Raw genomic sequence first — 25,224 nt, 5'->3', positions numbered from 1 at the left:
GATGGTGGCGCCACGCGCGTATGAATTCAGCAATATTGCCGTGTAAGAACTCGGCCTACAGGTTTCCGTTTCTAAGCTAAGGTGATGGAACACATCGTTGTATCAAGGAGTGATTTGATGCTTTCCATCCTGCATCCAAGCGTGATGCGTAAAGTTCATGAATTGTCTATCGGCTTGCTCCCAATAACTATCAAGGGAGATTCTATCCCGAAATTGATTGTAAAAACTTCTAAGGAAGCAATCTTAACGGCTAAGGTTAGACAGGGCTTTCTTATCTATCTAATACCATACGAAATTCCAGGCGTTCGATCTCTCGCCTTCCTAGCTGCATTTTTTGATGATCAGCGTCACCCCTATACATCAGGTGGCGTGCTCATAAAGGAGCTTAGGGCTAAAGAATTTTCTTTGTTGTTCCAAGCACCAATTGTTGATGTTCATTTCTTTGATGAGCTTGGAAGGGAGATGCTGGCATATAGAACCGCATTCCATTCCACTAAACGACACAGAGATATGTTAAGAGGGGCTATTGTTCCCTCTATTGAAGGTTTGAATCAAAGTTTGATCCTTGATCGCATCACTGAGTGGTTTCGGTTTAGCAGCCAAGCAGATGACACCTCAGCAATCAAAGTGACATTTACAGAATCGCTTATGCCTGATGACATCATATACTTCGATATGCGTCCTGATGCTCATGACTACCATGGCAGTCCGGGATTCAGTTCGGCTCCTTTGGAACGTAGTGAACCGGGACCGTTCCAAGAAAAAGAGATTGTCGCTTTGCTTCAGCGTACATTTAAATCTAAAGAAATCTATCTTGCCCCTCTGAGAGTGAATGATAGAGAAGAAGTGGTCGATGTCTTGGTGGTGACTGCTCGTAGCGTGATTCTTATACAGGCTAAAGATAATCAAAATCTTGAGAGTACGTTAAATAAAACTATTGAGAAGAAACGAAATGCAACCAAGAAGTCTTTGAAGGGCGGGCTTGGTCAAGTAAAAGGAGCTATTGGCTATTTGAAAAGAACAGTTCCGTTTGCCTTTCTGATAGATGGAAAGGAAGTTGAGGTGGATTTGACGGGTAGGCGAATATATGCGCTGGTGATATTGAGGGAGCTTTTCGATGATGATTATGATGAGTATACCCCTCCTATGTTGGAGCTTTACAAGGCGACTGGGGTAGCCTGTATCCCTTTGTCATACACGGAACTGCACCAGTACACTCGATTTATTGAAGGTGATGAGCATTTTTATGACGCCTTCAATAAGGTTTTCAGCCATGGGCTAGAAACAGGCATGTTTCCTCGACTTCGGGTGCACCCTCCAGGTACAAAATTTTAACTTTCATGATGAGTCAGATGTGCCAACAGTCCGTCGCGGATCAGATCAAGATCCGCCTCGGTAAATCCTAGGAGTTGCCGTTGATCATATCTTACGTCTGGTGCTCCCCGTTCGGCTCGATCTTTCAGTCCATACTGGTGAACCCTAGCGATTCTCGCGATCCTTCCCGTGAACCCTACGCTGATAGCGTTGCCGTCGCCTTGGACCTTCAAAAAACTTGCCGTGCGCAGCTTCTGAAACATCTGCACCGTCCGCTTAACCCGCCCTTCTTTCCCTCGAAGGTTGCGCTGCTTTCGCGGTGCGTACTTGCTCCCGTCCGGGTTGCGCTGGGCGATGATCCGCTGTTGCTGGCTGCGCCGCAGAGCCTGGCCGATGCTGCGGGCCAGTTTGTTGCGCGATGCCGGTTCAAGTTGCCCCAGCAGGCCGGCCGCCCAGTCCTCCAGTGCTTCCAATCGATTGGTCATTTCGGCACGACCCATTCACTGCCGGTGCCTTGGGCGCCGGGTATCCACGTAGGATCGAGGAGTGCGGCTACGCGCTTAGGTTCGCCTGGATGGTGGACGGTGGTATTGCCGTCGGCGTCTTTCCCCACAACCACACGCTCGGTCAGCGGTAGTGTCAGGCTCAGGTCCACCTTGCTGTTGTCCAGGATGTCGGCCTCGAACTGGATGCCTTCGGCGGACTTGTTCAGGTTCTCCAGCAGCTCGGATTGGTTCACGCTCAGCCAGCCCAGCAACGGCAACATGACGCTGTCGGGGTGACCGGCGTAGTCGGTGAGGATGACCTGTAAATCAAAGCTGTATTCGAACGACAGCGAGGCAGCCGCGGTGCATCGGATTTTGCCGTTGTCGATGAAGATCAGCAGCCGGTCGGGGTTGTGCTTGAGTTCGGCCACTGTACTCAGCAGATGGGCGCGCAGGCTTTCGGGTTTGTTCATGGGGCCGCCTTTTGGTGTTTGAACACCATGTCTACCTGGCTCGCGCATTCAGCCCATGCGGCTTCGATGCGGTCCTGGTCGGTGAGCTGATCGCCGTTATTGAGTGGGCTTGTCGCCGGCAGGGTGCAGGGCACCACGGCCGGACAGCCACTGACGATAAGCGTCGGCGCCGGTGAGGGTGGGGCGCTCGCGCAGCCGGCGAGCAAGCTCAGGCAAAGGCTGGTCAGCCCAGTTGCGAAGGTCTTCGTTTTCACGTTTCAGCGCCTCGATGGTTTGCTCGCGCTTCGCCAGGCCCTGGCGCAGCTGATCCTGCTGGGTTCGCAGGGCAGCCTGGGCGATGCGCTCGTCGTTCAGGGTGCTTTGCAGGGTGCTGAGATTGGCGCGCAGCTTGTCAGCTTCACCGCGGGCGATTTTGGTGTCCTTCCCCGCTAGTTCGGTATTCTTCTCGGCCACGGTGATGCGTTGCTCTTGGCCCCAGATGAGCAGCGCCAGGGCGCCCAGCAGGGCGATGCCGTACAGCGCCTGGCGCAAGGTACTCATGCGCGGTACCAACCCAATTTGTTCATGTCGCCTACGTCCAGTCGCTCCACGGGGCCTCGCATGACGACTACCCGGCAACCTGGTGTCACGTAGGCCAGTGCTTCGCACAGCAGCTCCATATCGGCTTGTTCGGTACTTTCGGGCACCACCAGCAGATCGCCGTCCTTCACGTTCAACTGTTGCACGCGTTCAAGGTCGATCATTTTAGGAATTCTCCAAGATAGAGCAGCCGGAATTCCTCAGGGCTGTGCGAAGCACGGGCCTCTTCGAGAATGTCGGACATATGGATCTGCCAGGTGTAACGGCAGAAGTGCCGGTTATTGGCTTCGATCAGACGTAACAGCAGATCGTTTTCGGCGGTATTAACGCCCGCCGTCCGTTGGAATCTCGGTGTGGTTGCGTAAAAGGCGTCGGCCCGGATTCTGGTCGAATTGAGCCAATCGAATTCGTCGTAAAACCAAACAGCGTTTTCAACGTCTTCGCCGAATAGCACGTCTTCGCCGTCTTCCAGAATCACCGCGCCAGGCAAGCGGCGGCGCAGATCTTCGACCAGCCCCTTCAAGGTAACGAAACAAACCTTCCTACCCGCCACAAGGTAGGGTTGGGCACGTTGAATTAGCCGTTCGGTTTTTCCGGTTTGTCTCGGACTGATTTCAAGGTAAGCGATTTGAGGGAGGCTCATGCCGCTACCCCTTGGCCGCAGCCGCACTCAGCGTGCCGCTCATAGGCGCGTTGGAGCTTGATGTCGTACAGGTTCCGCTGATAGTCCGGGCCGTTGTAGAGCTTGGCGAATTCGGCCCATTTACGGCCTTTCAACGCCTTATGCAGTACCGGGTCGGTCTGGATGAAGCGCACGAAGGCGGCGAGCTGCTGAGACTCGCCTGCGCTCATGTCTTCTACAAACGCTTGCACACTGACATAGCCCAGGCGCTGCCAGTGAAAGCCCATGATCTGGAACGCACCCCATGAGGCAGATTCCAGCGCGGCGGTGTCATCGATCAGACGTGCATGACTCAGGCGTTGGTGTTCAGCAGTACCGCCGGCATAGCCGCCGGGCTTCGGATTGACGATAGCCGGGTTGCCGGCGGCGAGCTGGTCGGCGTGGCGCTTGAGTTCGTCGGGGTTGTCGCCGTCGTGGCGCGGTGTGGTGAGCTGGCGATACATGATATGTCGCTCGAACAGAATCACCGGCTTGCCATTCGCCAAGAATCCCTTGCCCTTGGATTCCACCTCGTTGACGGCATATACGCTCGCCAACGGTACGTCGAGGATCTGCGCAGCCTGCACCAGGTCTTCGTTTTTCAGCAAGAGCTGGCAGTCGCCACCGGCCAGGCTGGCCTGGGTTTTTTCGCCGGCCACTCCATCAGCGACCAAGCCGACTTTCAACTGATACGCCCGCACGGCGGCCTCGGTGGAATCGCCATAGTCGCCGTCCACCACCAGCCTGGCGCCGTGGTCGTTCAGGTTTTTTTGCAGGATGCGCACCGCTTGCGAGCGGTCGCCGTGGCGGAGCGTCGTCATAGCTGTTCTACCTTGCGAGTGAAAAATTTCTTGGCAGCGGCGCGAGTCCCCTCGACTCCAAGCAAACCGATTACTCCGCCGAAGAACGGTGCGGTTGAGGCGGGGATACCGAGCAGCGCTAGGCCATGACTGGCGGCCAGTGCCAGGGCACCGCAAAGCGGGGCCTCAACTGCCATCCGGCGCAGGGTTCCGCCGCCGTACATGATCCGTAGGGCGGCGATGGTCAGGGCCAGGATTCCCGCGTATAGGGCCGGCCAGTTCTGTTCGAGCCAGGCGGCGAGCCAGGCCCAGGTGTCGGGACGTTCAGGCATGCGCTTCATTCCGTAATCCAGGATGGGTAGGTTCGTGGGCTCGCTGCAGGTTGATCAGTCCCATAAGTTCACCATCTGCCGCTGTGGGGCGGCCGTCTGGGCTTCGGGCATTTGCACAGCCAGGCCTTGGGGCAGGATCGGTCCGTAGTCGGCCAGGCCGGGGTTGGCTTCGAGTACCGCTTCGGTTACGCCGGCGGTGCGGCCGTAGTGACGCCAGCACAGGGCGTCAACGGTGTCGTTTTGAAAGGCGCGGACGGTGACGGGCATCAGATCAGCTCCACGGTAGTGCGGTTGATGCCGAGGAAGTCACGCACGGCCCAGCGCAGGTCGCGGCGGTAATCGTCGATGTTTGGTGTGAGGTTTTCGGCGTTCTGGTTGCCGCTGTTGGTGGTGTCGTAGGAGCGGTAGCGCTCGCACACTTCGGCACCGGTGGCGGCTTCGATGGCGCGGCGGTAGAGGTGCTCCAGTACCGATACGTCGTTGATCTTGTCACCAGGAACATCTGCCAGTTCGGCATGGCCTGCGGCTTCCTGCCTGGCTCGCCATTCGCTCAGCTCACGGTTGACGCTGATGGCGGCGGCCACAGCGGCGGTTTCCAGGCGCGGCGCGGTGACGCTCGCGTCGATCCTCAGCGTGGCGCGCAATTGATCCAGATCGATGGAGGGCCAGAAGGCGTCGGTGTTGATATGGCCGCTGGCGACTGTGCCGCCGGCTACGAATCCGCTCATGGAACAGCACTCAAAAATAGGTCGCCGGTGGTCGGGGCTTCACGTTCAGGAGGAGCGGCCTGGCCGATCCGCCCCGAGCCGGCGGGGTGCGTGGGGACGCTCGGTTAGCCGGCAGGGCCGGCAAGTTTGTTGAGCAGGCGTTCGGCCCGCTCCAGATCTTTCTTGCCACCGCAGGCGTCGTGCAGAGCGATGGCTTTTTTCAGCAGATCCACACCGGCCTGGAGCTTGCCGGGTTGGCCTGGGGCCTCTTCGGTGATGCCTTCCAGCGTGGCGCGGCCCATGGCGAGAAACAGCTTGGCGCGGGCCTGGTCGGGCATGTCTTCGGCGTCGGTGAGTTCAGCGGTGCGGTGCAGGATCGTCAGGTCGAACGGTTCGCCAACCTTCTGAGCCTTGAAGGCTGCCGTGGCGACTTCCTCGGCGACCAGGCAGCCCAAGGTGCGGGCGAAGCGGTCGGGCATGACCATCTTGTGTTCCAGCACGTAGGTCGCGATGTCGAGCCCACCGGTGAAGTCGCCAGCGTCGAAGCGCCAGACCATGACGGTGGTCAGTACTTCGTCCTGGGCGCCCTGGCCGCCTTCCAGCACACCTTGCACATAGGATTCATAACTCGGCAGCAACTGGCGCTTGAGTTCGGCCTTGCCCTGGTTGGACTGGACCTGTTTCAGGCGCAGGCGGTCTTGCAGCAGCTGGTTGAGCTGATGCTCGTAAGCCGTGGCGCCGGCCATGGTTTGGGTGGGCTCGGTCGCTGCCGCCTCGATGGCGGCAGTGACGCGCTGGTAGTGGCGCTTGGCGAGGCTGTTAGCCATGAATCAGGCCTCCTCAAGCTCAATGTTTTCGATCAGGCAGCCAAGGCCGTAATCCTCGACTACATACGCGTCGTTGCTGGACTCGTAGTTTTCGATGCGGTTTTTTTCCGGTGCTTCTTTGACATAACGACGCCGACCACCGATCTGCCAGTAGATAGCCAAGTTCGACAGGGTGGTGACCAACGCCGAGCCGTCTGGAACATATGGCACTTCGACCGGTTGCTTCCCGCCCATGCGTTTCTGCGAAAGGATCATGTCGGTTGCCAGTTTTTCGGAGGCTGGCTGTTCCTTGTTGATCAGCGGGAAATATTTGTCGTGTACCAGATTGCTGCCCAGGATGACGACGATGCCTGGATCCTTGCGGTGCCATGGGTCGATGAGGTTGGCGACCGCGTCGAACACCAATGCATCAAGGTTGTTGTAGTCGGCGGTGGCACCGCTGCCGATGATGATCTTGCCGGCAGTTTTCCCCTCTTTGAGGACTCGCGCAGGTGCGTTGAGACGGTACTGTTCCAGCCAGCCGACATTGACGTCTTGCAACAGAGCATTGACCTGGCGGTCGGTCGTAGCGGCTGCGCTGACACCGTTGAAGCCGATCATGATGCGGTCGAGCGCCTGGCGCTTGAGGATCGCGTCGCGCAGGCGAGCCTGGAAGTCTGGAAATTTCGCCCAAGCGTCAAGCTGCGCGTAGCGGATGGCGGTGTCGAAGTCGGTTTTCTTGGCTTCGTAGCCTTTCTTGTCCAGGGAGGAGACGTCACGAGGTTGGCGCACGCCGTTGCCGGTGGTGTCGGTACGACCGGCAATGGTGCTGCTGACACCCAGGCCGACTTTCTCTCCTTGGAGTTCATCGACGCCGATGATGCCGATCTTGCCCAGGAACTCGCTGGATTCCTGCATCCGGGTTTCCAGCGTCTGCTGAACCGTGGGGTCAACGGAAAAGGTCGCGGTGGTTGAGGAAACGCCGTTGAGTCGGGCGAGCTGGCTCAAGTAGGCGTTGAAGTGTTCGCGAGTATCGTTGCGCATGAATATCGTCCTTCGTTTGTTCGGGGCTGTGGGTGGCCGGCTGTCAGCAGTCGGTCATGACCTGTTTGTCGCCACCGGTAACCGGAGGGCGCGTCTTTTGGTTGTGGTCCTGGGTGGTGGAGAGCTTGGTTTTTAGCTCTGTGAGTTCCGTGCTGATCTGGTCGAGCCGGGTTTTCAGCCCCGCGGAAAATTGCTTTTCTGCGGCCAGTTGGTCGGGCAGATCCTTGACGTGTTCGGCGATGGCTTCGACGGCTTCGCCGATCTGGGCGAATTCGGTGTCGTCCTTGGCCTGCTTGCCAGTCAGCAGCGCTTGCACCTTGTTGAACAGCTGGGCGCCGATGCTGGGCTTCTCTTCGATTTCTTCGAACTTCAACTCGGTTTCCACCGCCTCGGTAAACATCGACGTTGCCGAGTAGTGGCGATCCTTGAAGGGGCTGGCGTCAGGTTTCTGGGCAGAGAACGCCAGAACGTCGGTGCCCAGGCTGGCGGGCGAGTCGGTAACAGCCAGGCCGACGATGTAGGCCTCGCCGGTGTCGGCAAAGCTGTCGTCGATTTCGATGGAGGTGTAGATCTTCTGTTTCGCCTTGTTCATGGCGATCAGCTCTGGGGTCGGCTCAACCTGGGCGAACAGGGCCAGTTTCTTCTGGCCGTTGATGTCCACCTCTTCGGTTTTCACTGCCAGCACGTCGCCGTAGGCCTTGAACGGGCTGTCGGGCAACAGGCTGCGGAAATGCTCCAGCCAGATGCGGGCGCCGTAAGTGGACGGGTTGAAGTTCTTGGCGGCCTGTTCCAGCCAGCTGCGTTTGATGGTGCGCTTGTCCGAAGTAGCGCCCTCGACGGCGACGCGGAACCAGTTGCTGCGAAACTTCTTCATGCCGGGAATCCTCAGTGCGTGGGGCGCCTGCTGGGTTGAGCAGTGCGTTGCAATGAAGGGCATGGTCGTCACGGGCGCGAGCGGCGGCAACGAGACGGGACTGTAGGCGGGGAGGGTACAAGGGGCGGCGCTATTGAGTCGCCGCCGTGGGCGGCAGCATCTCGGCCATGACGACGACCACCCTGCTGCCTATCGATCCGCGACGCCAATCCAAGTTCCTGTACTGGATGGGTTGGCGCATCTGCGAGATTGCCGAGGCTACGGGCGAAAAAGAAAAAACGCTACACAGCTGGAAGGCCCGCGACGAGTGGGACCGGGCCGACAACGTCGAGCGCATCGGCGGCGCCCTGGAAGCGCGCTTGGTGCAGCTGATCCTCAAGGACAACAAGACTGGCGGCGATTTCAAGGAGATCGACCTGCTGCACCGCCAGCTTGAACGCCAGGCCCGTATTCAACGCTTCCAGGGCGGCGGTACCGAAACCGATCTCAACCCGAACCTCGCCAAGCGCAACGAGGGGCCGAAGAAAAAATCCCCGAAAAACGACATCAGCGAAGACCAGATCGAGCTGCTGCGCGAGGCCTTCATCGATGGCTGTTTCGATTACCAGAAAGACTGGTATCGGGCCGGCAACCAACGCACCCGCGTCATCCTCAAGAGCCGCCAGATCGGTGCCACGTACTACTTCGCCCGCGAGGCGTTCATCGACGCCCTGGACACCGGTCGCAATCAGATTTTTCTGTCGGCCTCGAAGAACCAGGCCTACCTGTTCCGTGGCTACATCCAGGCCTTCGCCCGGGAAGTCATCGGCGTCGAGCTGACCGGTGACCCGATTGTGTTGCCCAACGGCGCCGAGCTGTTTTTCCTCGGGACCAACGCCCGCACCGCCCAGGGCTATCACGGCAATTTCTACTTCGACGAGTTCTTCTGGACGTTCAAATTCGAGGAGTTGAACAAGGTCGCCTCGGGCATGGCGATGCACAAGAAGTGGAGGAAAACCTACTTTTCGACGCCATCGAGCATGGCCCACGAGGCGTACACCTTCTGGACGGGCGAGCGCTTCAACAAGGGCAAGCCCGCTGCGCAGCACACCAAGGTTGATGTGACCCACGGCGCGCTCCAACAGGGGCGGTTCTGTGAGGACCGGCTGTGGCGCCAGATTGTCACCATCCTCGACGCGGAGCGGGGCGGCTGCGATCTATTCGACATCGAAGAGCTGCGCCGGGAGTACAGCCCTGAGGCGTTCGCCAACTTGCTGATGTGCGAGTTCGTTGATGACGGCGCCAGCATCTTCCCGCTGTCGGTGTTGCAGTCCTGCATGGTCGATAGCTGGGTGGAGTGGGCCGAGGACTACAAACCTTTCGCCATGCGTCCGTTCGGCGACCGCCAGGTATGGGTCGGCTATGACCCGGCCGAGACGGGCGATTGCTCCGGTCTGGTGGTGGTCGCGCCGCCACTGGTGCCGGGCGGCAAATTCCGTGTGCTCGAGCGCCACCAGTTTCGCGGCATGGACTTCGCCGCCCAGGCCGCCGCCATCAAGGGAGTGTGCGACCGCTACTGGGTGACCTACATCGGCATCGACGTCACCGGCCTCGGCAGTGGCGTCGCCCAGCTGGTGCGCCAGTTCTTCCCGGCGGTGACCACCTTCAGCTACTCCCCCGAGGTGAAAACCCGTCTGGTACTCAAGGCCTACGACGTGATCCACAAGGGGCGGCTGGAGTTCGACGCCGGCTGGACCGACATGGCCCAGTCACTCATGGCGATTCGCAAAACCATCACCGCAGGCGGTCGCCAGTTCACCTACACCGCCGGCCGCAACGACAACACCGGCCACGCCGACCTGGCCTGGGCGCTCTTCCACGCACTGCAGAACGAACCGCTCGAAGGGCAGACCGCTGCCAATACCGGGCGAATGGAGATTTTCACATGACCGAACAACTCGCCAGCCAAGAGCTACTGCCGGCCACCCTCGACGCCGCCAGTGCGGGTACCCAGGTGTTCAGCTTCGGGGAGCCTACACCGGTGTTGGGTGGTCGGGAGGTGTTCGACTATCTGGAGTGCTGGTTCAACGGGCGGTGGTATGAGCCGCCGTTGTCGCTTAACGGCCTGGCCCGCTCAGTGGGCGCGAGCGTGCATTTGCATTCAGGATTGATGTTCAAGCGCAACCTGTTGAGCAAGACGTTTGTCCCGCATCCGATGTTGTCCCGGGCGGCTTTTGAACAGTTCGCCCTGGATTTTCTGTGCCTGGGCAACGGGTATCTGGAGAAACGCCGTTCGGTGCTGGGCAGCACGCGGCAACTGGTGCCGTCGCTGGCGAAGTACATGCGGGTTGGGCCGGAGGGGCAGTTCTACCAGGTACAGGGCTGGAAGAATGAGCATGCGTTTGAGCCCGGGAGCATCTTCCACCTGCGCGAGGCGGATTTGCACCAGGAAATTTATGGGCTGCCCGAGTGGATCAGTGCGTTGCAGTCGGCGCTGTTGAACGAGTCGGCGACGCTGTTCCGGCGCAAGTATTACGAGAACGGTAGCCACGCCGGTTTCATCCTGTACATGACCGACGCAGCCCAGACCGAGGCGGACATCGATGCCTTACGCAAGGCGTTGAAGGATTCGAAGGGGCCGGGGAATTTTCGGAATCTGTTTGTCTATTCGCCGACCGGCAAGAAGGACGGGATTCAACTCATCCCCGTCAGCGAGGTGGCGGCTAAGGATGAATTCAACTCGATCAAGAATCAGACCCGTGACGATGTGCTGGCTAGCCTGCGGATTCCACCGCAGTTGATGGGTATCGTGCCGCAGAACGCGGGTGGATTTGGATCGATCAGAGAGGCGACACAGATCTATGCAGCCAACGAGCTGGAGCCCATCCAGACGCGAATGATGCAGTTGAATGATTGGTTAGGTGAAGAGGTGATGCGGTTCAAACCTTATGAGCTGGCCCCGGCGATTTAGGCAAGGGCACAGCAGTTCATTTTAATCGTCGAATATGACTTCGCGATTATCAATCATGCCATGGCTTGACATCGCTAGGCTGAATCGCTTGAAAAGAGTGAAGAACTCAACAAGGGGCATTTCTAACTTAATTTTACGAACCTTGAGTGGTTTGCCCGAATCAACGGCCTCTTGAACATTTTCGTACCCTTCGTACTGGGTTACTAGAACTGTAACGTCCACATCAGTTACTTGAGGCTTTCCCATCAGTTCACACGCATAAGCTTCGATACCGACCAGAAATTCGCCCTGATTGATCAGACCTTTCGTTTGGAGGTATTTGCCTATGTCGTCTTGATCGTGCCGGTCAGCAGCGACGGTACCTTTGAAGTCGCCATACTGGACGCTTGCGTGAAAATTATCCTGCCCCATTCTGCTGTCCCTCTTCCTAAAATTGTTAATCGTTGGGTGCCGCTGATTCGAGCGTCTTACGCTGTATTAGGTCTGGAAAATACCAGCTGGATCCTAGCCTATTACCTGAGGATCTGAATTTTTTTATCATTCCACCTTGCTGGAAATAGACGCTATTAATTCTTCGCCTTGATTTTTTACGTTTCCTACAGCCTTGCCTACGGGAAACCACTCGAACTCCTCCACTGGGCGACAATGCTCTCTTGCGATTTTCTCTGCCCGCCCAGAATCCAGATCAGGATTCAACCACTCGCGAGCCAGGTCCGGTGAAAGCACTAGAGGCTTTCGATCATGGATATCCACCATGCCCTGATCACTGGCAGCGGTGATGATGACGAAACCGTCACCTTCTTGGCCCTCCAATCCTGGTCTGGCCTGCGCGAGGGCGCCAAAAAACATAGGCTTCTGGGTTTTCAGTCGGATGAAATAAGGCTGTTTTTTCTTCGGGTCGTTGGGATCCTTAATCCACTCATACCAGCCCTCGCTTGGTACCAGGGCACGTCCGTTCGGCCAAAGCTGTTTGAAGAACTTCCCCGTCGTGACGGTTTCAACCCTCGCATTGATGGGATCGAGGCGTTTTCCCTTCGCCCAAAATGGCGACCAGCCCCACCTGATAGGGGTGATGTGAAGGCCGGCATCGCTGGTGTGCAGGATTTGCACGCGAGTCGTCGGGGCGATGTTGTACCGATTTATCGGTTCTGCATCGAAACCGCTGAATAGGGGAAGCTGTGGCCCTAGCTCCTCTATGAACACTGCCATCCCTTCGTACTGTACGAATCTCCCGCACATGGGTTGTCCCGCCTGTCAGATTTTTCCTATACAAAATTGACCGCCAACCTTGTACAAAGTTAACTGTATGTTCGTACAGTATTCTAGAGCGTGCGTCATGAGCTTTTCAATTTTAGGCCCTATTGCCGAGGGTGGCTTGAAGCTGCCCTTGTGTTCGTTTCGAGTGCCCGCCGGGTTTCCATCTCCGGCGGCGGACCACATCGAAGCGCACATCTCATTGGATGAGGTTCTGAATATTCGTGCCCCGCATGTCTACCTTGTCTCAATCGCTGGGGAGAGCATGCAGGGCGCCGGTATTTTTGAAGGCGATCTCGCGGTGGTGGACCGCGCTCTTGAGCCAGCGCACGGTCACATCGTCGTAGCGCTGCTGAACAACGAGCCGGTATGCAAGCGGCTTTGCATTCGCGGCAGGGAGGTGATTCTCCTTTCGGAGAACCCAAAGTATCCACCGCGGTACGTGCTTGAGGGCGACGAGCTGGTGATCTGGGGCGTCATCACATGCAGCGTGCGCAGCCATGTCTAAACCCCAGCCAGTTTTCGCCCTGATCGACTGCAACAGCTTCTATGCCAGTTGCGAGCGCGTGTTTCGACCCGACCTGGCCCGCGTGCCCATCGTGGTGCTGAGCAACAACGACGGCTGCGTGATCGCCCGCAGTTACGACGCCAAGCCCTATGTGAAGATGGGCGAGCCGTATTTCCAGATCAAGCACAAGCTGCACAAGCACGGCATCGTCCCGTTCTCGTCGAATTACGCCCTCTATGGCGACATGAGTGAGCGGGTCATGACGCTCATTGAGTCGATGGTGCCCGCCGTCGAGGTCTACAGCATTGACGAAGCCTTTGCCGACATGACCGGCATCGACGGCCGGGATGCCCTCGGTCGGAAGATCCGCAGCCAGGTGCTGCGCTGTACAGGCATCCCGGTTGGGGTGGGAATCGCCCACACCAAAACTCTGGCAAAGCTGGCAAACCACACCGCCAAACGGCTCCAGGTGGAGACCGGCGGCGTGGTCGATATCTGCGACCCGTTCAAGCGTGACTGGGTTCTGCGCAACACCGATGTGTCCGAGGTCTGGGGCGTCGGTCGCAAGATGAAACTTCACCTGGACGCCATGGGCATCAAGACCGCAATGGACCTGGCGAAGGCCGACCCGTGGACGCTACGCAAGAAGTTCAGCGTGGTGATCGAGAAGACCGCTCGGGAGCTGGCCGGCACGCCGTGCCTGGAGCTGGACGAGCCGGACCCACCCAAGCAGGAGATCTGCTGTAGCCGGATGTTCGGGAAGCGGCTCACGGACCTGGCCCCCATCAAGGAAGCGGTGGCTACCTACATGATGCGCGCTTCGGAAAAGCTCAGGGCGCAGCAGTCGCTGTGCAAGAAGATCCGCGTCAGCATCCGCACGGGCATGTTCAACCCGGAGGAGGCGAAGTACGCCAACGGCGTGCTGATCGACATGCCTTACCCCACTGATGATGTGCGGCTGCTGACCAAGGCTGCGGTGGACGCTCTCGACCGAGTGTTTCGGCCTGGCTTCAAGTACAGCAAGGCTGAGGTGCTGTTGATGAACCTTTGTCAGCAAGGGGAGTACACCGACGACCTGTTTGCCACCTCCCAACCAGCCGACGCCACGAAGTTGATGGCGGTGTTGGATCAGATCAACGGGCGATGGGGCAGGGGGACGCTCCGATCAGCCAGCGTGCCCGTCAACCCTGACTGGGGCATGCGTCGGGAGATGATGAGCCAGAGCTACACGACCAGGCTGGACCAGCTGTGGCAGGTGTCCTGTCGATGACCTGCTGACCCATGAGCCGCCCGCCGAGGCGGCTTTTTTTCGCCCCGAAACGGTGCGCGCCCGGCGGGCAGTGGCGTGCTTCAAGCCTGGCGCGCGCCGTCGTCCCCCCACCGCGCCTCCGGTCTAAATAGGTCTTTTATTCCGCACTGCTGCACCCCCATGGAAATCAAGCCCGCTGGGCGCTATCGGAGCTTATCCAGGCTATCGAATACCTGCGGATCCCTGCGAAGGTAGGTGGCTTTTCGCAATGCTCATACGCATGCACAGGCATACGGATTTCAGAGGTGCCACGGGAAAAGGGTTAGGTTTTTTTGAGAGGGGGTGTTTTGAGCTGGAGGGCCCGTATTTGTTGGGCTTGAGACCTAACTTTGATGGGTTAGGTTGGGTTAGGTCAAAGGTTAGGAATCTATAACTAGCTGTTTTTAAAGGAATTTATTAAATGAAATTTTAACATCAATAAAGGTTAGGAAATAACCAAAATCTAACCAAAAGCTAACCTTCTAAATTCTGCGCAAAGCCTTACCAGACAAGGCTTTCAGACCAGCGAGAAAAAAACTAACCCTCCTAACCTCTTTCCCGTGGGTCAACATAAAAACGCCGGACATGCCTCGGGCGGACCATCTACTGACGCTGCATAAGGAAATGCACACTCCGCCTCACATTCGTCATTTACACGCACACACTCTCGTGCACACCGTATCAGTCGGTGCGTTTGTGGATGGTGTTGGGATTGGAGCGACAGGCATTACAGCACGGCCGTTCGCACGGGGCAGCTCACTAGGAGAGGGATGTTTCAGGAAGTGAGTGGTACGAAAATGGTACGGGCGTTTTCGGTAGGTGCTGGAGGGCTTGTATTACGTGGCCTCCAGAGTTAGAAGTTCCAATCCATCATGGGTGCAACACTGAAGCGCCGAGACAGCGTAGGCCGTGGATTTACTGGGCTAAGGCTCTGTTTTACTAGCATTTTACTCAACGGGTTCTTGGCGTGATTTCGGGTGTTTTCAGGCGTTTTACGGCTCGGTGGTACGATGTACCGCTTTTAAGCTGACGCGTACCACTATCGATATGGCAACTATCCGGGCAAGAAAACTGGCTGATGGGTCTGTTAGCTATACGGCTCAGATCCGCATCAAGCGCGACGGAGTGCAAGTCTATCAAGAGAGCCAGACCTTCGCCCCGAAAACAGGCGGGGCAGGCCTGGGTTCGCAAGCGAGAATCTGAGCTGGAGGCCATGTCTAAAGCCCCATCGGTTTTCGCCCTGATCGATAGCAACAGCTTCTATGCCTGTTGCGAACGAGTGTCCCGGCCGGGCCTAGCCCGGATGCCTATCGTGGCCCTTCAATTAGGCAACCAGTCCTGTTGATCGGCAACGCCACGCTCACCTACCTTATATGCATGCAGCAGGAAGCTACGGTTATCCTTCCAGATTGCATCGATTAGTTCGGCGACGTCGGTCTGTTGCTTGAGGTACGCGTCCAGCCCCTCTTGGTCTCCAGGGCAATGGCGTTCAATAAATTGGCGTGTGACATTAGCGATGGTGGTTAGGCGATCCGCAAGCGGTGGGTGCTTCTGCTCTTTCCGAAATCCTTCTTCATCACCAGTGAGCATGATTTGATGCCCGCGCTTGATAAAATCGAGTACGGATAGGATGAGGACGGCGCCAACATTGGTTTTAGCACAGTGATTCAAGCCACGAGGGTTATTCTGCCCCAGCAACATGCAAATTACTGTGCCTAAAGTATCGGCTTCGGTTTCCTTCGTTTGGGAAATTGATGACGCTTCACCCCCTGCCTGCGCAATGCCTCCCCAAGAATGTTCAAGCACGTGATGGCTGTATTCGTGAGCAAGTACGAACCAGGTCATAGCCTCGTCTATGTCACCAATCAAATGAATTTGCTGGTCTCCCGAAATCTTTATGGAGCGGCCTATGTCAGGCGCCTTTGGGTTCCGGCAGTAGTCGAGGAAGAACATTCCCCAGTCCCTGCGAAGCTCTATGTCGGCCATCAGTGATTTCATCACTGGCTTCGCTTCCCAGTTCATCTGAATGATACCGTCATGGGTGGGGCCCATAATTACAGTGCGAGCGAATAGTTTTGCCAAGCGGTAAATCAACGTGGTCAAGTGCCTGGTCATCATGATCACGCTCGCCTGTGTGGTCATTACGGGCATTTGCATGGCTTCCAAGTGGTCTCCGTGCAGGATACCCACTGTTACGCCGCTGCGTAAGGAAAGGCCAAGTCCTGAGATGACTTTCTCGATTTCACGGGCTTCCGACTCCAAGCTGAGGTGGGTGAGGGGGTCGTCCTCAGGTGCTACTTGAGCAACCATTTTATTGAGAATACTCTGCCGCAAATCGGGCAGGGCCGTGTCTGGAAATTGCTGCTTGATGAACTCAACGGCGGCATCCAGCTGATCAGGCTCAAGACGCAATCGGTAGTTTTCATCGGTTTTGAAGCGTTTCTGCTGCTGAGCCCTATAGTCTTTTGCTGCTTCCAACTCCGGATTATCGGATGTGCTCATACCTGCTCCTTCAGTGAGTGTACTTATAGGCGTAGCTCGAAAATGGTGTCATGCATCCAGCCCACCAGCCGGCCATTGTACTCGGTCATGGCGACAACTAATCACTGGCGACAGGTCAATCGCGTCTATTTGAAGTATGAAGACTCATCTAACGTGTCTCTACTTGGCGTGCGCCATCATCCCCCACCACACCTGCGGGGCTAAATAGGGAGGATCTACTGAAGCCGCATGCAGGCTTGTGTTCTGCACACGTTCTTTACTATCCCTGTTCGCAATATCGCCCCGCTAGATCATTGGACAAACGAAAGTCTGGTGCTTGACTGAGAGGGGGCAGGAGCCGCTACGTACAGGAGGAACCCCCTATGCTGAGGTTAAGTAGGCGTCTTGAGACTCGATCCGCTTCACATTTTGGCTCACATATCAGAAGGAACTATCAAACGAATGCAAAGCTGAATGTCTTTCAGGAGAAGGGTTCGTTTATGTGCACGCGAGCGGCGGTGGCAACCATCATGAACAACCTCAAGGGAAGCGTCTGGAAAGACGTCGATTATTACGACGAGTATCTTCGGACTAAAGTCGCAGAGTATGACCGGCGGTTTGCCGCTGAAACACCAATACTCGAGGAGAAAGCTTTGACTGAGCTTTTTCAGAAGGAAGGGTTTGTTGTCACTCCGTTGTCGATGACGCCGGGCCAACTGGTCAACCCTGATACCTATCAGCTGTTCAAAAAGAAGCTGGCCAGCGGCTTTATTCTTTCAACCAGCAGACCACCGGGAAATCCAGGCAATATCACCCATTCGGTGGTAATTGCGGATTCCCTGCCGTCAATCTGCCCCGGCAGTTGTTTTTATGACGTGTTTGACCCTTATCCCTACGAAAAAGGGCCTGAAGACGGCATGCATTTATATGATATTAATGACATTGTCGATAACAAAATATCGACCAATTTACTGATTCAAAAAATTCATGGAGATTTAAGCCGCGATTGATTCGACTCTTCGGTAGCGCGTTTTTTGGGCTTTCGTCAGGGCATTCTGACTGGAAGTGCCTTGCTGACAAGTTCGGTCAGGCGCGCCGCTATTCAATTGGCATTAGTGGAGCGGCGCTCAGCTGAGCATGTCGGCGCCCAACCCACCAGTTATATGGCATCATGGCATCACCCATGGACGAGGCGATGAAAGTTGGTCAAAATCGCCAATTTTGTAATGGCTTGGAGCCACATATGTTTCCTGAGGAAATTCGCTTCAAAACTAATACCTTATTGAAAATTGCACTTTCTCCACCAGGTGCTTTTTTTGTCGGCTGCGCTTTCATCATGCTGTTTACAAAATCGAGTGAAAGTGCGGCTGCTTGGGTGCAAGCAATTGGTTCCATAGGTGCCATCATTGGGGCTTTTTTGGTTGCAAGACAGACACATATGCTCGAACAGAAGGCTGGGAAAAAGTCTGAGCTTGACATTGAGATACGAGCGGTGCTCTTGGCAGAGGGAATAGTTCAAGAGGCTCACGCGGCGCTGTCCACTGCCTTCAGGAATGCCCGGAACTCTAGCGATACGCCGGTGAGTGCAAGGCGTCTTGAAAGCGTCCATCAGGCGTTAATGCTTGCTATTACCCAACCAGTAAGTGAGCACGCGCTCAAGCCGATATTGAGGACCCTCAAAAGGGTTAGTAATTCTTGTGGTTTTCTTCAGGATGCGATGCAACACAACGGGGTGCTCAGGCCCGCCGATCTCGAGAACATGAGTCGGTTCTTGGATGAGTTGATAGCTAATAAAGCCATCCTCAGTGAAATACTGAATGACCTTCGTGACCGTCGAAAAAAGTCCCGATGAAGATTGCCTGGCGTCCATAACTTTCCTACATACCATGACAGGTTGCGCGGTCGGTCGGTCCTTAGCACTATTGACGATGTCACGCCAAAGGCCGCACTAACCCATTTGTCGGGTGATTTGCAGCGTCAGGCATCTTGGTCGATATCTCGGAATGACGGCAGCGTTGTGCCGACCTTTCCAAGAGAGACAAAAAATGAATGTCAGGACTATGAACCTCGCCCCGAGGTCTGCCACTTTCTTCTCAAGCAGATCGCCGAGACGATTACCCGTATCAATGAACGCAACCTGCTGATCGCCACCGTCTCAGAAGAGCAGGCGCAGGTGGCCCGCGAGGCCGACCAAAACCTGACCAGCATCCGCGAGCTGTCGATCCAGAGTTCGGCGGGCGCTACTCAGACCGCCGGCGCCTGCGGTGAGATGGCGAACTTGGCGATTGGGCTGAATCGCCTGGTTGCGCGTTTCAAGGTCTGACACGTGCAAGCGAAGTGTCGTACCCATTTCCGTTTCGATTATGGGCGCATTGTTATGCAGGTTGTGGTATCCGCATTGAGTTCTACAAGACTCAACGCCCCATCGTCAAAGGAACAGCCGGTGTCGATGTAGACGACATTACCCAGGCAGGTGACGTTCGATACCGTTGAGTGCCCGACGTAAAGCCGGTTTATGCCCCTGATGGGGTCATTGTTCTGTTGTTCTATTTTACCCCGGGCATACAAGGCTATTTTCAAAGCGCGGTGGCGGCTATCTTCGCCAAAATGTCCGGACAAGGCGTCTTTGGCGGTCTGCCAGTCATCATTGTCGCGCAGTAATGGAGCTTCGGCGTGCACGATGCCCATTTTTCTGCCGTATTCCAGCTCAACTTCAATGATCAGCGGAAGTTCCTGGAGAACATTGGACAGTTCATGCTGGGTCGTGGCTGCCAGCTCATAGAGCCAGGCCCCGCCGTTTCGGGTGTGCCTGGCAATATCTCCCTGTCCGGACACGCAGTCGATGAGCATCTGTTCATGATTACCCCGGACCGCGTGAAACCAGGGTTCTGCCAGCCAGTTCAGCACTTCCAGGGAGTCCGGGCCGCGATCGATCAGGTCGCCAACAGAAAACACCCGATCCCGTTCAGCATTGAAGTCGGCGTGAGCCAAAAGCGACTTTAGAAGTTTGAAATGCCCATGAACATCACCCACGACAAAGTCTCGGCCTTTTCCATTGGGGGAGAACGTCCTTATCGTGTCCATTGTCGGCGTTTCATGTGGAGAAGGGAGGAGAGGAAGTAGTTTGCTCCCTCTTCTGGCCCGATAGAATCATTTTTTCAACTGATAGTCCTGGCCCCATACCCGTACAGAACTGATGGGCTCGTTCTGCCCATCGAAGATGAACTTCTGCCGCACGGCTGCCTTGGGTGGAACAGTGACTTCATCCGGGTTTTCCATTGCCTTGAGGCTGTTGGCATAACCTGCCTGATCAATTGCCAGCAAGACACCCGTCTGCCTGAGGTTGATCAGGCGCAGTTGCGTGTCGGTGCTGTTCTTGAAACCGAGGGTAACGGTGAGATTGTCGTCGCTGGGTTCCAGTTTCAGAACTTCGACGCCAATGCGGTCTTTCATTTGTTCGCCTGAGGAAATGATCGCTGCGCCATCTGTGCCCTGGGCTGATTCGCGGCCGTCGAGTACACCTTCGCTGACACCGCCCAACAGGTTCTTGCCCGCCGTGATGAACGATGAGACGGCTGCTTTGGTCGAGTCCTTGATCAGGCTGCCGTCGGCCGGTTCGGTTTCGGCGAAGCACAGGGTGCTGGCCAGGAGAGTGGAGACGAAGAAAAAGGAGCGTGACGGCGAGAGAGTCATACTGGAGTCCTTGAGGATGATCTGCAGCGTCGAGGCATGCAATGGTTGCCAAGTTTATCGCTGACCAACACTCAAGATGAAATAAATCCATTGACGCGGTTTCAATTGGGTTCGTGCGATCCATTCATGGAGCGACATTACCTGCGTCGGCTTGAATCGCCTGGCCAATGCACTTCTCGAACACCTGCTCCATGGGGCCGGGCATGCAGTTGTAAGCCGCAATGTTTGCAAAGATCCACTCGTCCTTCTCGATACCCCACCAACTGATTTCAAACCCGGCATTCATGATGAGATGCTCGAAGAGGATGCGCTGGGCGCGTCCATTGCCTTCGCGAAAGGGGTGGACCACGTTGATATCGGAATAGGCATCGGCCACGGCAATGATCAGGTCCGCCCGTGGCAGCCCTTCGAACCAATGGGCGGCGGCCATGTTGCTGAAGATTTTCCTGGCTTCTTTTTCCATGAACTGTGGCTGGCAGAAGCGTGTGTCTTGTTTGGCCATCCCGACGGTGCGCAGTTCTCCGGCCCACTCGTACAAATCCGAGAAAAGTCGTCGGTGGATGTTCTGGAGGTAGGCCAGGTCGTAAGGGGGAGCGTTGAATTCGACCTGGTCCGCCGCGATGGCCGTGAGTTGTTGTTCGGCTTCGCTCAGGGTGGGTTCGTCGCGGATATCGAGTCTGTTACGAAGGACAGTGGAGCCCGGGTAGCAATAGGCGTCCTCACCAACCCCATATTTGTCGGGCATCAGGTTCTGGTCTTGGTGAAGATCTTCAGGACTTCTTCACGGGTCGGCATTTTGCCTTCGCTATCGGAAAAGGTCACTTTGAAACCTTCCAGGCGCAGGCTGGCCGCATAGTTGGACCGACGCGTCCTGGCCGCGTAGGCCTTCTTGGTTTCAAGGCTGATGTTGCCCATGGGGCTGAACCTCAAATCGCGTGGGTGGGCGGATTATAACCCATCGATGACCAATGGCGCTTGCATCGCCTCGCATCTCCAAATACTGTATGCATGACCAGTATAGAGAGCCTTCCCATGCAATTGATCGCCAAGCTCGGCATTCTCGCCGACGCTGCCAAGTATGACGCCTCCTGCGCCAGCAGTGGTGCACCCAAGCGCAGCTCTCGCGGTCGTGATGGGTTGGGAGCCACCGACGGCATGGGCATCTGCCATAGCTACACACCGGATGGGCGCTGCGTCTCGCTGCTCAAGGTGTTGTTGACCAATTTCTGCCTCTACGACTGCCAGTACTGCGTAAACCGTCGCTCCAGCAACGTGCCAAGGGCGCGCTTCACGCCTGAGGAAGTGGTGCGCCTGACCCTGGATTTCTATCGTCGCAACTGCATCAGCGGGCTGTTCCTGAGTTCCGGCATCATTCGGTCGGCCGACTACACCATGGAGCAACTGGTGCGCGTGGCGCGTCTGTTGCGGGAGGTGCATCAGTTCCGGGGCTATATCCATCTCAAGACCATTCCCGATGCCGATCCGTTGCTGATCGAGGAGGCCGGTCGGCTGGCCGATCGCCTCAGTGTGAACATCGAGTTGCCCAGCGAGGCCAGCCTCAAGCGACTGGCACCGGAGAAGCAACTGGTCACGATCCGCCAGGCCATGGGCACCATCCACCAGGGCCAGCAAGCGGTGGCTGGAGAAGTGCGCGCGCCGCGCTTCGCCCCGGCCGGGCAGAGTACCCAGGTGATCGTCGGGGCCGATGCCACGGACGATCATGCGATCCTGCAGAACGCCGAGTCGCTCTACCAGGGATACGGCCTGCGGCGGGTCTACTATTCAGCTTTCAGCCCCATTCCCGACAGCCCCGCCAGCGTGCCATTGGCGGCGCCGCCGTTGTTGCGTGAGCACCGGTTGTACCAGGCTGATTTCCTCATGCGCGGGTACGGCTACAAGGCGGGTGAAATCCTGGGCGGTGCCGGCAACCTGGACCTGGACATCGACCCCAAGCTGGCCTGGGCGCTGGCGAACCGTGAAGTGTTTCCCCTTGACGTCAACCGTGCCGAACCCGCGCTGCTGGCGCGTATTCCAGGGATTGGCCTGCGCAGCGTGCAACGCCTGGTGACGTTGCGCCGGGAACGACGGGTCCGCTACGACGATCTGGTGCAGTTGCGTTGTGTGCTGGAAAAGGCGCGACCGTTCATCGTCACCAGCGATTATCGGCCCGCCGAGGCGCAGATGCGTAGCGGCCTGCTGCGGGCGCGCTTGCGTGAGCCCCAGGGGCCCATGCAAATGGGGTTGTGGGGATGATCGCGCTGGATTGCCAGGATGATTTCCTGGTATGGCGCGACCAGGCCCGCAAGCTGCTCGGCCACGGCATCGACCCCGTTGACGTGACCTGGAGCCAAGGCCCCATGGCCGACCTGCTGGCCATGCCGACGCCGCTGCCGTCAGGTCCGGGTCCGTTCTCCACGCGAGTGCCGGCGGCCTTGTTGACCCAGCTTGAGCAGGCCGGTCGTTACCAGGGCGAACAACGCTGGAGCCTGTTGTACGAAGTGCTCTGGCGTGTCGCCCATGGAGACCGCACGGCGATGCTCGCCGGTGATCGCCTGGGCAGCGAATTGCAGCGACGGATCAAACAAGTCAGCCGCGAGGCCCATCACCTCCATGCGTTTGTACGCTTCATACCCTTGCCGCAGGCGCTCGCCGAGCAGTTGCAACTGGACCTCGTGGCCTTTCACGAGCCGGCCCATGACATCCTCGAAAGCGCGAGCGGTCATTTTGCCGAGCGGCTGGGCCGACAACGCTGGCTGATAGCGACGCCTCGCGATGGCATCCGCTTCGATGGTCAGGCCCTGGATTATCAGCGCCATTGTCCTGAGCAGTGGCAACAATGGGCGCGTCATGCTGAAGACCCGGACGCAGAGTTATGGCGCACTTACTACCGGCACACCTTCAACCCGGCGAGGGTCAATCCCCAAGCGCTGCGACAGCACATGCCAGGGCGTTTCTGGCAGCACTTGCCGGAGGGGGCGTTGATTCCCCGGCTGGTGGGGCAGGCACGGCAAGGTAAGCAACGGGATGGACAGGCGTTGGAGGTGGGGGAGAAGGTGGGGAAGCGGATAGTTGTGGGTGGTAATGTCTAGTTAATACACAAGTCTGTAGAGGCAGGAATAAATTTAATCATCCAGAGTGCTCGCTAAGTGAATGTGATACATGTCGCTCAAGTCGAGCCTTTCATCCCTGCCGAAAATGGCGGGGAGTTCGCTTGTTCATGATGCCCGGCATGACGCTGATGCGTCCGGCGCCCACCGGCAAGTATCTTGTTTGTGCAAATCCCGAACAGGTTCTGTGCCGTCCCCACTGTGTTCAAGCACCGGACCTCTTTCTAGCATTCCTTCCCTCAACAACCAGGAAGGAATTCCCATGCAACGATTCACCCGCCGTTTCCTCGCTGCCTGTGCATTTTCCGGCATCGTCGCCAGCAGCGCTGCACTCGCTGAAAACCAGCCAACCATTCGGGCCATGTCAGGCGCAACGCCGACCAGCCAATTGCCTGTTGGTAAAACCGCGTTACTGGTGATCGATTTTCAGAACGAATACTTCACCGGTAAGATGCCGATTCCTGATGGCGCTGCCGCGCTGGCCAATACCCGTAGGCTGATTGCCTTTGCCGATGACCACAAAATGCCGGTTTTCCATGTCCAACACATCGCTCCCGCAGGTTCGGCGGTGTTCGCGAAGGATGGTGAAACCGTGAAGTTTCACCCGGACATGCAGCCCAGGGCCAAGGATGTGGTGCTGCAGAAAACCACCGTCAGCGTCTTCGGCAGTACTGACCTGGACAAGCGTCTGAAGCGCGCCGGTATCGAGAATCTGATCATTTCCGGTCTCATGACCCATGCGTGCGTGGCGGGTGCCGCCCGGGATGCGGCGCCCCTGGGCTACAATGTGCTGGTCGCCTCCGATGCATCGGCGACTCGCGCGATTACCCGGGGCAACGGTGAGGCGATCGACAAGGACGCCTTGCACAAGGCCGCGTTGGCTGAAGTCGAGGATACCTTCGGTGATGTCATGACCACCGAGCAGATCATCAAGTTACCGGTACGTTAAGTCGATATGAATCAGATGCTCGCCATGGGCGTGTTCCGCTGCATTGTGGAGACCCAAGGGTTTTCAGCCGCGGCCGAGCGACTGGGCACCACCCATTCCTCGGTGTCGCGACACTTGCAGCAATTGGAAAGCGCCTTGGGCGTGCGTTTGCTCAATCGCAATACCCGGCGCATGAGCCTGACCGCGGCCGGCGAAAGGTACTACGCGGCTTGCGTGGATATCCTGGAACGCGTCGAGGCCGCCTCCCGCGCCGTCACCCTGGAGCAGGAGCGTCCCTCCGGCCTGCTGCGAATCAGCGTGCCGCTGGTAACCGGTACGTTGGAATTGGCCCATTGGTTGCCGACCTTCCAGCAACGCTACCCGGACGTCCAGGTCGACTTGTCGTGCTCCGATCCCCTTGTCGACCTGGTGGCCGATGGTTTCGACGTGGCATTGCGGATCTGCGGGGCGCTGGCCGACAGCAGCCTGGTCGCCCGCTTGCTCAGCGTGTCACCGCAAGTATTGGTGGCGGCGCCGGGCTATGTATCCAAGTACGGTCTTGCGCGCAGCGTCGTTGAGCTCAATGAGCACCGGTTACTGACGTATGGGGCGGCTACCCAGTGGTCGTTGGCAAGCGAAGGAGGGCAGTCAATAACACTGGATTGCGACAGTGCCTTTCATACGGACACCATCACCGCCTTGCATGCGTGCGCGTTGTCGGGCGGGGGAATCGCGGCGTTTACCCTGGCGACGGTACGAGATGATCTGCTGAAGGGAAGGTTGGTGCGGATTCTGCCGGAATACACCCTGGGAATGAGGCACTACTATGCGTTGTACCCTCATGCCCGGAATCTACCCCTCAAGGTCCGCGTATTTGTTGATCACATGGCCCAGTACTACGAAGGAAAGCTCTGAATGGGGGGAATGTCCTCCGAGAAAC

At 57.2% G+C, this 25,224-nt stretch carries 30 protein-coding genes and 3 pseudogenes; 13 read left to right on the top strand and 20 right to left on the bottom strand.

Annotation, left to right across the window (positions count from 1 at the left end):
* Window positions 1-117 precede the first annotated feature (117 nt).
* Entirely contained in the window at window positions 118-1,335 is a 1,218-nt protein-coding gene (locus FBX99_RS20805) for a hypothetical protein (protein WP_145132711.1), read from the top strand.
* Here FBX99_RS20805 and FBX99_RS20800 read toward each other — a convergent pair.
* The 13 genes and pseudogenes from FBX99_RS20800 to FBX99_RS20745 form a co-directional block, all read right to left on the bottom strand.
* Entirely contained in the window at window positions 1,332-1,799 is a 468-nt protein-coding gene (locus tag FBX99_RS20800) for a phage virion morphogenesis protein (protein WP_145132764.1), read from the bottom strand. The two genes, FBX99_RS20805 and FBX99_RS20800, sit on opposite strands and share 4 nt — an antisense overlap.
* The gene (locus tag FBX99_RS20795; RefSeq protein WP_145132709.1) at window positions 1,796-2,272 is read right to left on the bottom strand and encodes a phage tail protein; all 477 of its coding nucleotides are present in this window, start codon (window positions 2,270-2,272) and stop codon (window positions 1,796-1,798) included. Before FBX99_RS20795 ends, FBX99_RS20800 begins: the two co-directional genes overlap by 4 nt.
* Window positions 2,269-2,457, bottom strand: a pseudogene (lysC, locus tag FBX99_RS29040) (Rz1-like lysis system protein LysC); the annotation flags it as partial. The pseudogene lysC and the gene FBX99_RS20795, both read right to left, overlap by 4 nt.
* Window positions 2,369-2,812, bottom strand: a complete 444-nt coding sequence (gene lysB / locus FBX99_RS29265; RefSeq protein WP_145132707.1) for an Rz-like lysis system protein LysB — start codon at window positions 2,810-2,812, stop codon at window positions 2,369-2,371. The gene lysB and the pseudogene lysC, both read right to left, overlap by 89 nt.
* Window positions 2,809-3,015: a hypothetical protein gene (locus FBX99_RS20785; protein ID WP_145132705.1), complete on the bottom strand. Its 207-nt coding sequence runs from the start codon at window positions 3,013-3,015 to the stop codon at window positions 2,809-2,811. Before FBX99_RS20785 ends, lysB begins: the two co-directional genes overlap by 4 nt.
* A complete protein-coding gene (locus FBX99_RS20780) occupies window positions 3,012-3,494 on the bottom strand; it encodes a hypothetical protein (RefSeq protein WP_145132703.1) in 483 nt (160 codons plus the stop codon). Before FBX99_RS20780 ends, FBX99_RS20785 begins: the two co-directional genes overlap by 4 nt.
* A complete protein-coding gene (locus FBX99_RS20775) occupies window positions 3,491-4,333 on the bottom strand; it encodes an N-acetylmuramidase family protein (protein ID WP_145132701.1) in 843 nt (280 codons plus the stop codon). Before FBX99_RS20775 ends, FBX99_RS20780 begins: the two co-directional genes overlap by 4 nt.
* Window positions 4,330-4,653, bottom strand: a complete 324-nt coding sequence (locus FBX99_RS20770) for a phage holin, lambda family (RefSeq protein ID WP_003183304.1) — start codon at window positions 4,651-4,653, stop codon at window positions 4,330-4,332. Before FBX99_RS20770 ends, FBX99_RS20775 begins: the two co-directional genes overlap by 4 nt.
* A 45-nt stretch (window positions 4,654-4,698) precedes the next feature.
* The gene (locus tag FBX99_RS20765; protein ID WP_003199765.1) at window positions 4,699-4,911 is read right to left on the bottom strand and encodes a tail protein X; all 213 of its coding nucleotides are present in this window, start codon (window positions 4,909-4,911) and stop codon (window positions 4,699-4,701) included.
* The gene (locus FBX99_RS20760) at window positions 4,911-5,372 is read right to left on the bottom strand and encodes a head completion/stabilization protein (RefSeq protein ID WP_145132699.1); all 462 of its coding nucleotides are present in this window, start codon (window positions 5,370-5,372) and stop codon (window positions 4,911-4,913) included. Before FBX99_RS20760 ends, FBX99_RS20765 begins: the two co-directional genes overlap by 1 nt.
* A 104-nt stretch (window positions 5,373-5,476) precedes the next feature.
* Complete coding sequence (locus FBX99_RS20755; protein ID WP_145132697.1) at window positions 5,477-6,178, bottom strand: terminase endonuclease subunit; 702 nt, start codon at window positions 6,176-6,178, stop codon at window positions 5,477-5,479.
* 3 nt (window positions 6,179-6,181) lie between these two features.
* Window positions 6,182-7,201: a phage major capsid protein, P2 family gene (locus FBX99_RS20750; protein WP_145132695.1), complete on the bottom strand. Its 1,020-nt coding sequence runs from the start codon at window positions 7,199-7,201 to the stop codon at window positions 6,182-6,184.
* Window positions 7,202-7,244: 43 nt separating this feature from the next.
* The gene (locus FBX99_RS20745; RefSeq protein ID WP_145132694.1) at window positions 7,245-8,075 is read right to left on the bottom strand and encodes a GPO family capsid scaffolding protein; all 831 of its coding nucleotides are present in this window, start codon (window positions 8,073-8,075) and stop codon (window positions 7,245-7,247) included.
* A 167-nt stretch (window positions 8,076-8,242) separates the two neighbouring features.
* Between FBX99_RS20745 and FBX99_RS20740 the strand changes: the two genes are divergently transcribed.
* Window positions 8,243-10,003 (top strand): terminase ATPase subunit family protein, encoded by a 1,761-nt coding sequence (locus FBX99_RS20740; RefSeq protein WP_003199774.1) that lies wholly within the window; start codon window positions 8,243-8,245, stop codon window positions 10,001-10,003.
* Window positions 10,000-11,025 (top strand): phage portal protein, encoded by a 1,026-nt coding sequence (locus tag FBX99_RS20735; protein WP_145132692.1) that lies wholly within the window; start codon window positions 10,000-10,002, stop codon window positions 11,023-11,025. Before FBX99_RS20740 ends, FBX99_RS20735 begins: the two co-directional genes overlap by 4 nt.
* A gap of 21 nt (window positions 11,026-11,046) precedes the next feature.
* Here the strand turns inward: FBX99_RS20735 and FBX99_RS20730 are convergent, their stop codons facing one another.
* Complete coding sequence (locus FBX99_RS20730; protein ID WP_145132690.1) at window positions 11,047-11,436, bottom strand: hypothetical protein; 390 nt, start codon at window positions 11,434-11,436, stop codon at window positions 11,047-11,049.
* Window positions 11,437-11,562: 126 nt separating this feature from the next.
* Window positions 11,563-12,264, bottom strand: a complete 702-nt coding sequence (locus FBX99_RS20725; RefSeq protein WP_145132688.1) for an SOS response-associated peptidase family protein — start codon at window positions 12,262-12,264, stop codon at window positions 11,563-11,565.
* A 97-nt stretch (window positions 12,265-12,361) separates the two neighbouring features.
* Here FBX99_RS20725 and FBX99_RS20720 point away from each other — a divergent pair, with 97 nt between their 5' ends.
* The 3 genes and pseudogenes from FBX99_RS20720 to FBX99_RS29260 form a co-directional block, all read left to right on the top strand.
* On the top strand, window positions 12,362-12,787 hold the full coding sequence (locus tag FBX99_RS20720) for a LexA family transcriptional regulator (RefSeq protein WP_014338712.1): 426 nt from the start codon (window positions 12,362-12,364) through the stop codon (window positions 12,785-12,787).
* Window positions 12,780-14,057 carry a translesion error-prone DNA polymerase V subunit UmuC gene (gene umuC / locus FBX99_RS20715; RefSeq protein ID WP_145132686.1) on the top strand — a complete coding sequence of 426 codons (1,278 nt, stop codon included), beginning with the start codon at window positions 12,780-12,782 and terminating at the stop codon, window positions 14,055-14,057. The genes FBX99_RS20720 and umuC overlap by 8 nt, the downstream gene beginning before the upstream one ends.
* Window positions 14,058-15,122: 1,065 nt before the next feature.
* Window positions 15,123-15,285: pseudogene (locus tag FBX99_RS29260) on the top strand (site-specific integrase); the annotation flags it as partial.
* A 110-nt stretch (window positions 15,286-15,395) separates the two neighbouring features.
* On the opposite strand, the gene FBX99_RS20705 reads toward FBX99_RS29260, so the two are convergent.
* Window positions 15,396-16,577, bottom strand: a complete 1,182-nt coding sequence (locus FBX99_RS20705) for a hypothetical protein (protein WP_144923980.1) — start codon at window positions 16,575-16,577, stop codon at window positions 15,396-15,398.
* A 509-nt stretch (window positions 16,578-17,086) separates the two neighbouring features.
* Here FBX99_RS20705 and FBX99_RS20700 point away from each other — a divergent pair.
* From FBX99_RS20700 to FBX99_RS20690, 3 genes and pseudogenes are all read left to right on the top strand, one after another.
* Entirely contained in the window at window positions 17,087-17,566 is a 480-nt protein-coding gene (locus FBX99_RS20700; RefSeq protein WP_144923977.1) for a hypothetical protein, read from the top strand.
* A gap of 173 nt (window positions 17,567-17,739) precedes the next feature.
* The gene (locus FBX99_RS20695; protein ID WP_144923974.1) at window positions 17,740-18,408 is read left to right on the top strand and encodes a hypothetical protein; all 669 of its coding nucleotides are present in this window, start codon (window positions 17,740-17,742) and stop codon (window positions 18,406-18,408) included.
* Between the two features lie 240 nt (window positions 18,409-18,648).
* Window positions 18,649-18,879 (top strand): annotated as a pseudogene (locus FBX99_RS20690) (methyl-accepting chemotaxis protein); the annotation flags it as partial.
* A gap of 38 nt (window positions 18,880-18,917) precedes the next feature.
* Here the strand turns inward: FBX99_RS20690 and FBX99_RS20685 are convergent.
* From FBX99_RS20685 to FBX99_RS20670, 4 genes are all read right to left on the bottom strand, one after another.
* Window positions 18,918-19,640, bottom strand: a complete 723-nt coding sequence (locus FBX99_RS20685; protein WP_144923971.1) for a metallophosphoesterase — start codon at window positions 19,638-19,640, stop codon at window positions 18,918-18,920.
* Between the two features lie 66 nt (window positions 19,641-19,706).
* The gene (locus FBX99_RS20680) at window positions 19,707-20,249 is read right to left on the bottom strand and encodes a hypothetical protein (RefSeq protein WP_144923968.1); all 543 of its coding nucleotides are present in this window, start codon (window positions 20,247-20,249) and stop codon (window positions 19,707-19,709) included.
* A gap of 124 nt (window positions 20,250-20,373) precedes the next feature.
* A complete protein-coding gene (locus tag FBX99_RS20675; RefSeq protein WP_144923965.1) occupies window positions 20,374-20,994 on the bottom strand; it encodes a putative adenosine monophosphate-protein transferase Fic in 621 nt (206 codons plus the stop codon).
* Window positions 20,994-21,164 (bottom strand): YhfG family protein, encoded by a 171-nt coding sequence (locus tag FBX99_RS20670; protein ID WP_144923962.1) that lies wholly within the window; start codon window positions 21,162-21,164, stop codon window positions 20,994-20,996. The genes FBX99_RS20675 and FBX99_RS20670 overlap by 1 nt, the downstream gene beginning before the upstream one ends.
* Window positions 21,165-21,281: 117 nt before the next feature.
* On the opposite strand from FBX99_RS20670, the gene FBX99_RS20665 reads away from it, so the two are divergent.
* From FBX99_RS20665 to FBX99_RS20650, 4 genes are all read left to right on the top strand, one after another.
* Entirely contained in the window at window positions 21,282-22,502 is a 1,221-nt protein-coding gene (locus FBX99_RS20665) for a putative DNA modification/repair radical SAM protein (RefSeq protein ID WP_144923959.1), read from the top strand.
* The gene (locus FBX99_RS20660; RefSeq protein WP_144923957.1) at window positions 22,499-23,338 is read left to right on the top strand and encodes a TIGR03915 family putative DNA repair protein; all 840 of its coding nucleotides are present in this window, start codon (window positions 22,499-22,501) and stop codon (window positions 23,336-23,338) included. The genes FBX99_RS20665 and FBX99_RS20660 overlap by 4 nt, the downstream gene beginning before the upstream one ends.
* Window positions 23,339-23,618: 280 nt before the next feature.
* Window positions 23,619-24,305: a cysteine hydrolase family protein gene (locus tag FBX99_RS20655; RefSeq protein ID WP_145132684.1), complete on the top strand. Its 687-nt coding sequence runs from the start codon at window positions 23,619-23,621 to the stop codon at window positions 24,303-24,305.
* 6 nt (window positions 24,306-24,311) lie between these two features.
* Entirely contained in the window at window positions 24,312-25,199 is an 888-nt protein-coding gene (locus FBX99_RS20650) for a LysR family transcriptional regulator (protein WP_144923953.1), read from the top strand.
* Window positions 25,200-25,224 lie beyond the last annotated feature (25 nt).

Origin of the sequence: Pseudomonas sp. SJZ074 (assembly GCF_007828215.1) — a bacterium.
Classification (GTDB): Bacteria; Pseudomonadota; Gammaproteobacteria; order Pseudomonadales; family Pseudomonadaceae; genus Aquipseudomonas.
Note: the sequence above shows the minus strand (reverse complement) of the source record. Positions and strands in the feature narration are given on the sequence as shown.

What these genes read in the sequence shown, in the direction of transcription:
- FBX99_RS20730 (WP_145132690.1), bottom strand. Translation starts at nt 11,436, where the DNA reads ATGGGGCAGGATAATTTTCACGCAAGCGTCCAGTATGGCGACTTCAAA.
- FBX99_RS20705 (WP_144923980.1), bottom strand. Translation starts at nt 16,577, where the DNA reads ATGAGCACATCCGATAATCCGGAGTTGGAAGCAGCAAAAGACTATAGG.
- FBX99_RS20770 (WP_003183304.1), bottom strand. Translation starts at nt 4,653, where the DNA reads ATGAAGCGCATGCCTGAACGTCCCGACACCTGGGCCTGGCTCGCCGCC.
- FBX99_RS20780 (WP_145132703.1), bottom strand. Translation starts at nt 3,494, where the DNA reads ATGAGCCTCCCTCAAATCGCTTACCTTGAAATCAGTCCGAGACAAACC.
- FBX99_RS20755 (WP_145132697.1), bottom strand. Translation starts at nt 6,178, where the DNA reads ATGGCTAACAGCCTCGCCAAGCGCCACTACCAGCGCGTCACTGCCGCC.
- FBX99_RS20655 (WP_145132684.1), top strand. Translation starts at nt 23,619, where the DNA reads ATGCAACGATTCACCCGCCGTTTCCTCGCTGCCTGTGCATTTTCCGGC.
- FBX99_RS20685 (WP_144923971.1), bottom strand. Translation starts at nt 19,640, where the DNA reads ATGGACACGATAAGGACGTTCTCCCCCAATGGAAAAGGCCGAGACTTT.
- FBX99_RS20670 (WP_144923962.1), bottom strand. Translation starts at nt 21,164, where the DNA reads ATGGGCAACATCAGCCTTGAAACCAAGAAGGCCTACGCGGCCAGGACG.
- FBX99_RS20675 (WP_144923965.1), bottom strand. Translation starts at nt 20,994, where the DNA reads ATGCCCGACAAATATGGGGTTGGTGAGGACGCCTATTGCTACCCGGGC.
- FBX99_RS20785 (WP_145132705.1), bottom strand. Translation starts at nt 3,015, where the DNA reads ATGATCGACCTTGAACGCGTGCAACAGTTGAACGTGAAGGACGGCGAT.
- FBX99_RS20725 (WP_145132688.1), bottom strand. Translation starts at nt 12,264, where the DNA reads ATGTGCGGGAGATTCGTACAGTACGAAGGGATGGCAGTGTTCATAGAG.
- FBX99_RS20720 (WP_014338712.1), top strand. Translation starts at nt 12,362, where the DNA reads ATGAGCTTTTCAATTTTAGGCCCTATTGCCGAGGGTGGCTTGAAGCTG.
- FBX99_RS20695 (WP_144923974.1), top strand. Translation starts at nt 17,740, where the DNA reads ATGGACGAGGCGATGAAAGTTGGTCAAAATCGCCAATTTTGTAATGGC.
- FBX99_RS20700 (WP_144923977.1), top strand. Translation starts at nt 17,087, where the DNA reads ATGAACAACCTCAAGGGAAGCGTCTGGAAAGACGTCGATTATTACGAC.
- FBX99_RS20795 (WP_145132709.1), bottom strand. Translation starts at nt 2,272, where the DNA reads ATGAACAAACCCGAAAGCCTGCGCGCCCATCTGCTGAGTACAGTGGCC.
- FBX99_RS20765 (WP_003199765.1), bottom strand. Translation starts at nt 4,911, where the DNA reads ATGCCCGTCACCGTCCGCGCCTTTCAAAACGACACCGTTGACGCCCTG.
- FBX99_RS20650 (WP_144923953.1), top strand. Translation starts at nt 24,312, where the DNA reads ATGAATCAGATGCTCGCCATGGGCGTGTTCCGCTGCATTGTGGAGACC.
- lysB (WP_145132707.1), bottom strand. Translation starts at nt 2,812, where the DNA reads ATGAGTACCTTGCGCCAGGCGCTGTACGGCATCGCCCTGCTGGGCGCC.
- FBX99_RS20750 (WP_145132695.1), bottom strand. Translation starts at nt 7,201, where the DNA reads ATGCGCAACGATACTCGCGAACACTTCAACGCCTACTTGAGCCAGCTC.
- FBX99_RS20740 (WP_003199774.1), top strand. Translation starts at nt 8,243, where the DNA reads ATGACGACGACCACCCTGCTGCCTATCGATCCGCGACGCCAATCCAAG.
- FBX99_RS20745 (WP_145132694.1), bottom strand. Translation starts at nt 8,075, where the DNA reads ATGAAGAAGTTTCGCAGCAACTGGTTCCGCGTCGCCGTCGAGGGCGCT.
- FBX99_RS20680 (WP_144923968.1), bottom strand. Translation starts at nt 20,249, where the DNA reads ATGACTCTCTCGCCGTCACGCTCCTTTTTCTTCGTCTCCACTCTCCTG.
- FBX99_RS20775 (WP_145132701.1), bottom strand. Translation starts at nt 4,333, where the DNA reads ATGACGACGCTCCGCCACGGCGACCGCTCGCAAGCGGTGCGCATCCTG.
- FBX99_RS20800 (WP_145132764.1), bottom strand. Translation starts at nt 1,799, where the DNA reads ATGACCAATCGATTGGAAGCACTGGAGGACTGGGCGGCCGGCCTGCTG.
- FBX99_RS20760 (WP_145132699.1), bottom strand. Translation starts at nt 5,372, where the DNA reads ATGAGCGGATTCGTAGCCGGCGGCACAGTCGCCAGCGGCCATATCAAC.
- FBX99_RS20805 (WP_145132711.1), top strand. Translation starts at nt 118, where the DNA reads ATGCTTTCCATCCTGCATCCAAGCGTGATGCGTAAAGTTCATGAATTG.
- FBX99_RS20665 (WP_144923959.1), top strand. Translation starts at nt 21,282, where the DNA reads ATGCAATTGATCGCCAAGCTCGGCATTCTCGCCGACGCTGCCAAGTAT.
- FBX99_RS20660 (WP_144923957.1), top strand. Translation starts at nt 22,499, where the DNA reads ATGATCGCGCTGGATTGCCAGGATGATTTCCTGGTATGGCGCGACCAG.
- umuC (WP_145132686.1), top strand. Translation starts at nt 12,780, where the DNA reads ATGTCTAAACCCCAGCCAGTTTTCGCCCTGATCGACTGCAACAGCTTC.
- FBX99_RS20735 (WP_145132692.1), top strand. Translation starts at nt 10,000, where the DNA reads ATGACCGAACAACTCGCCAGCCAAGAGCTACTGCCGGCCACCCTCGAC.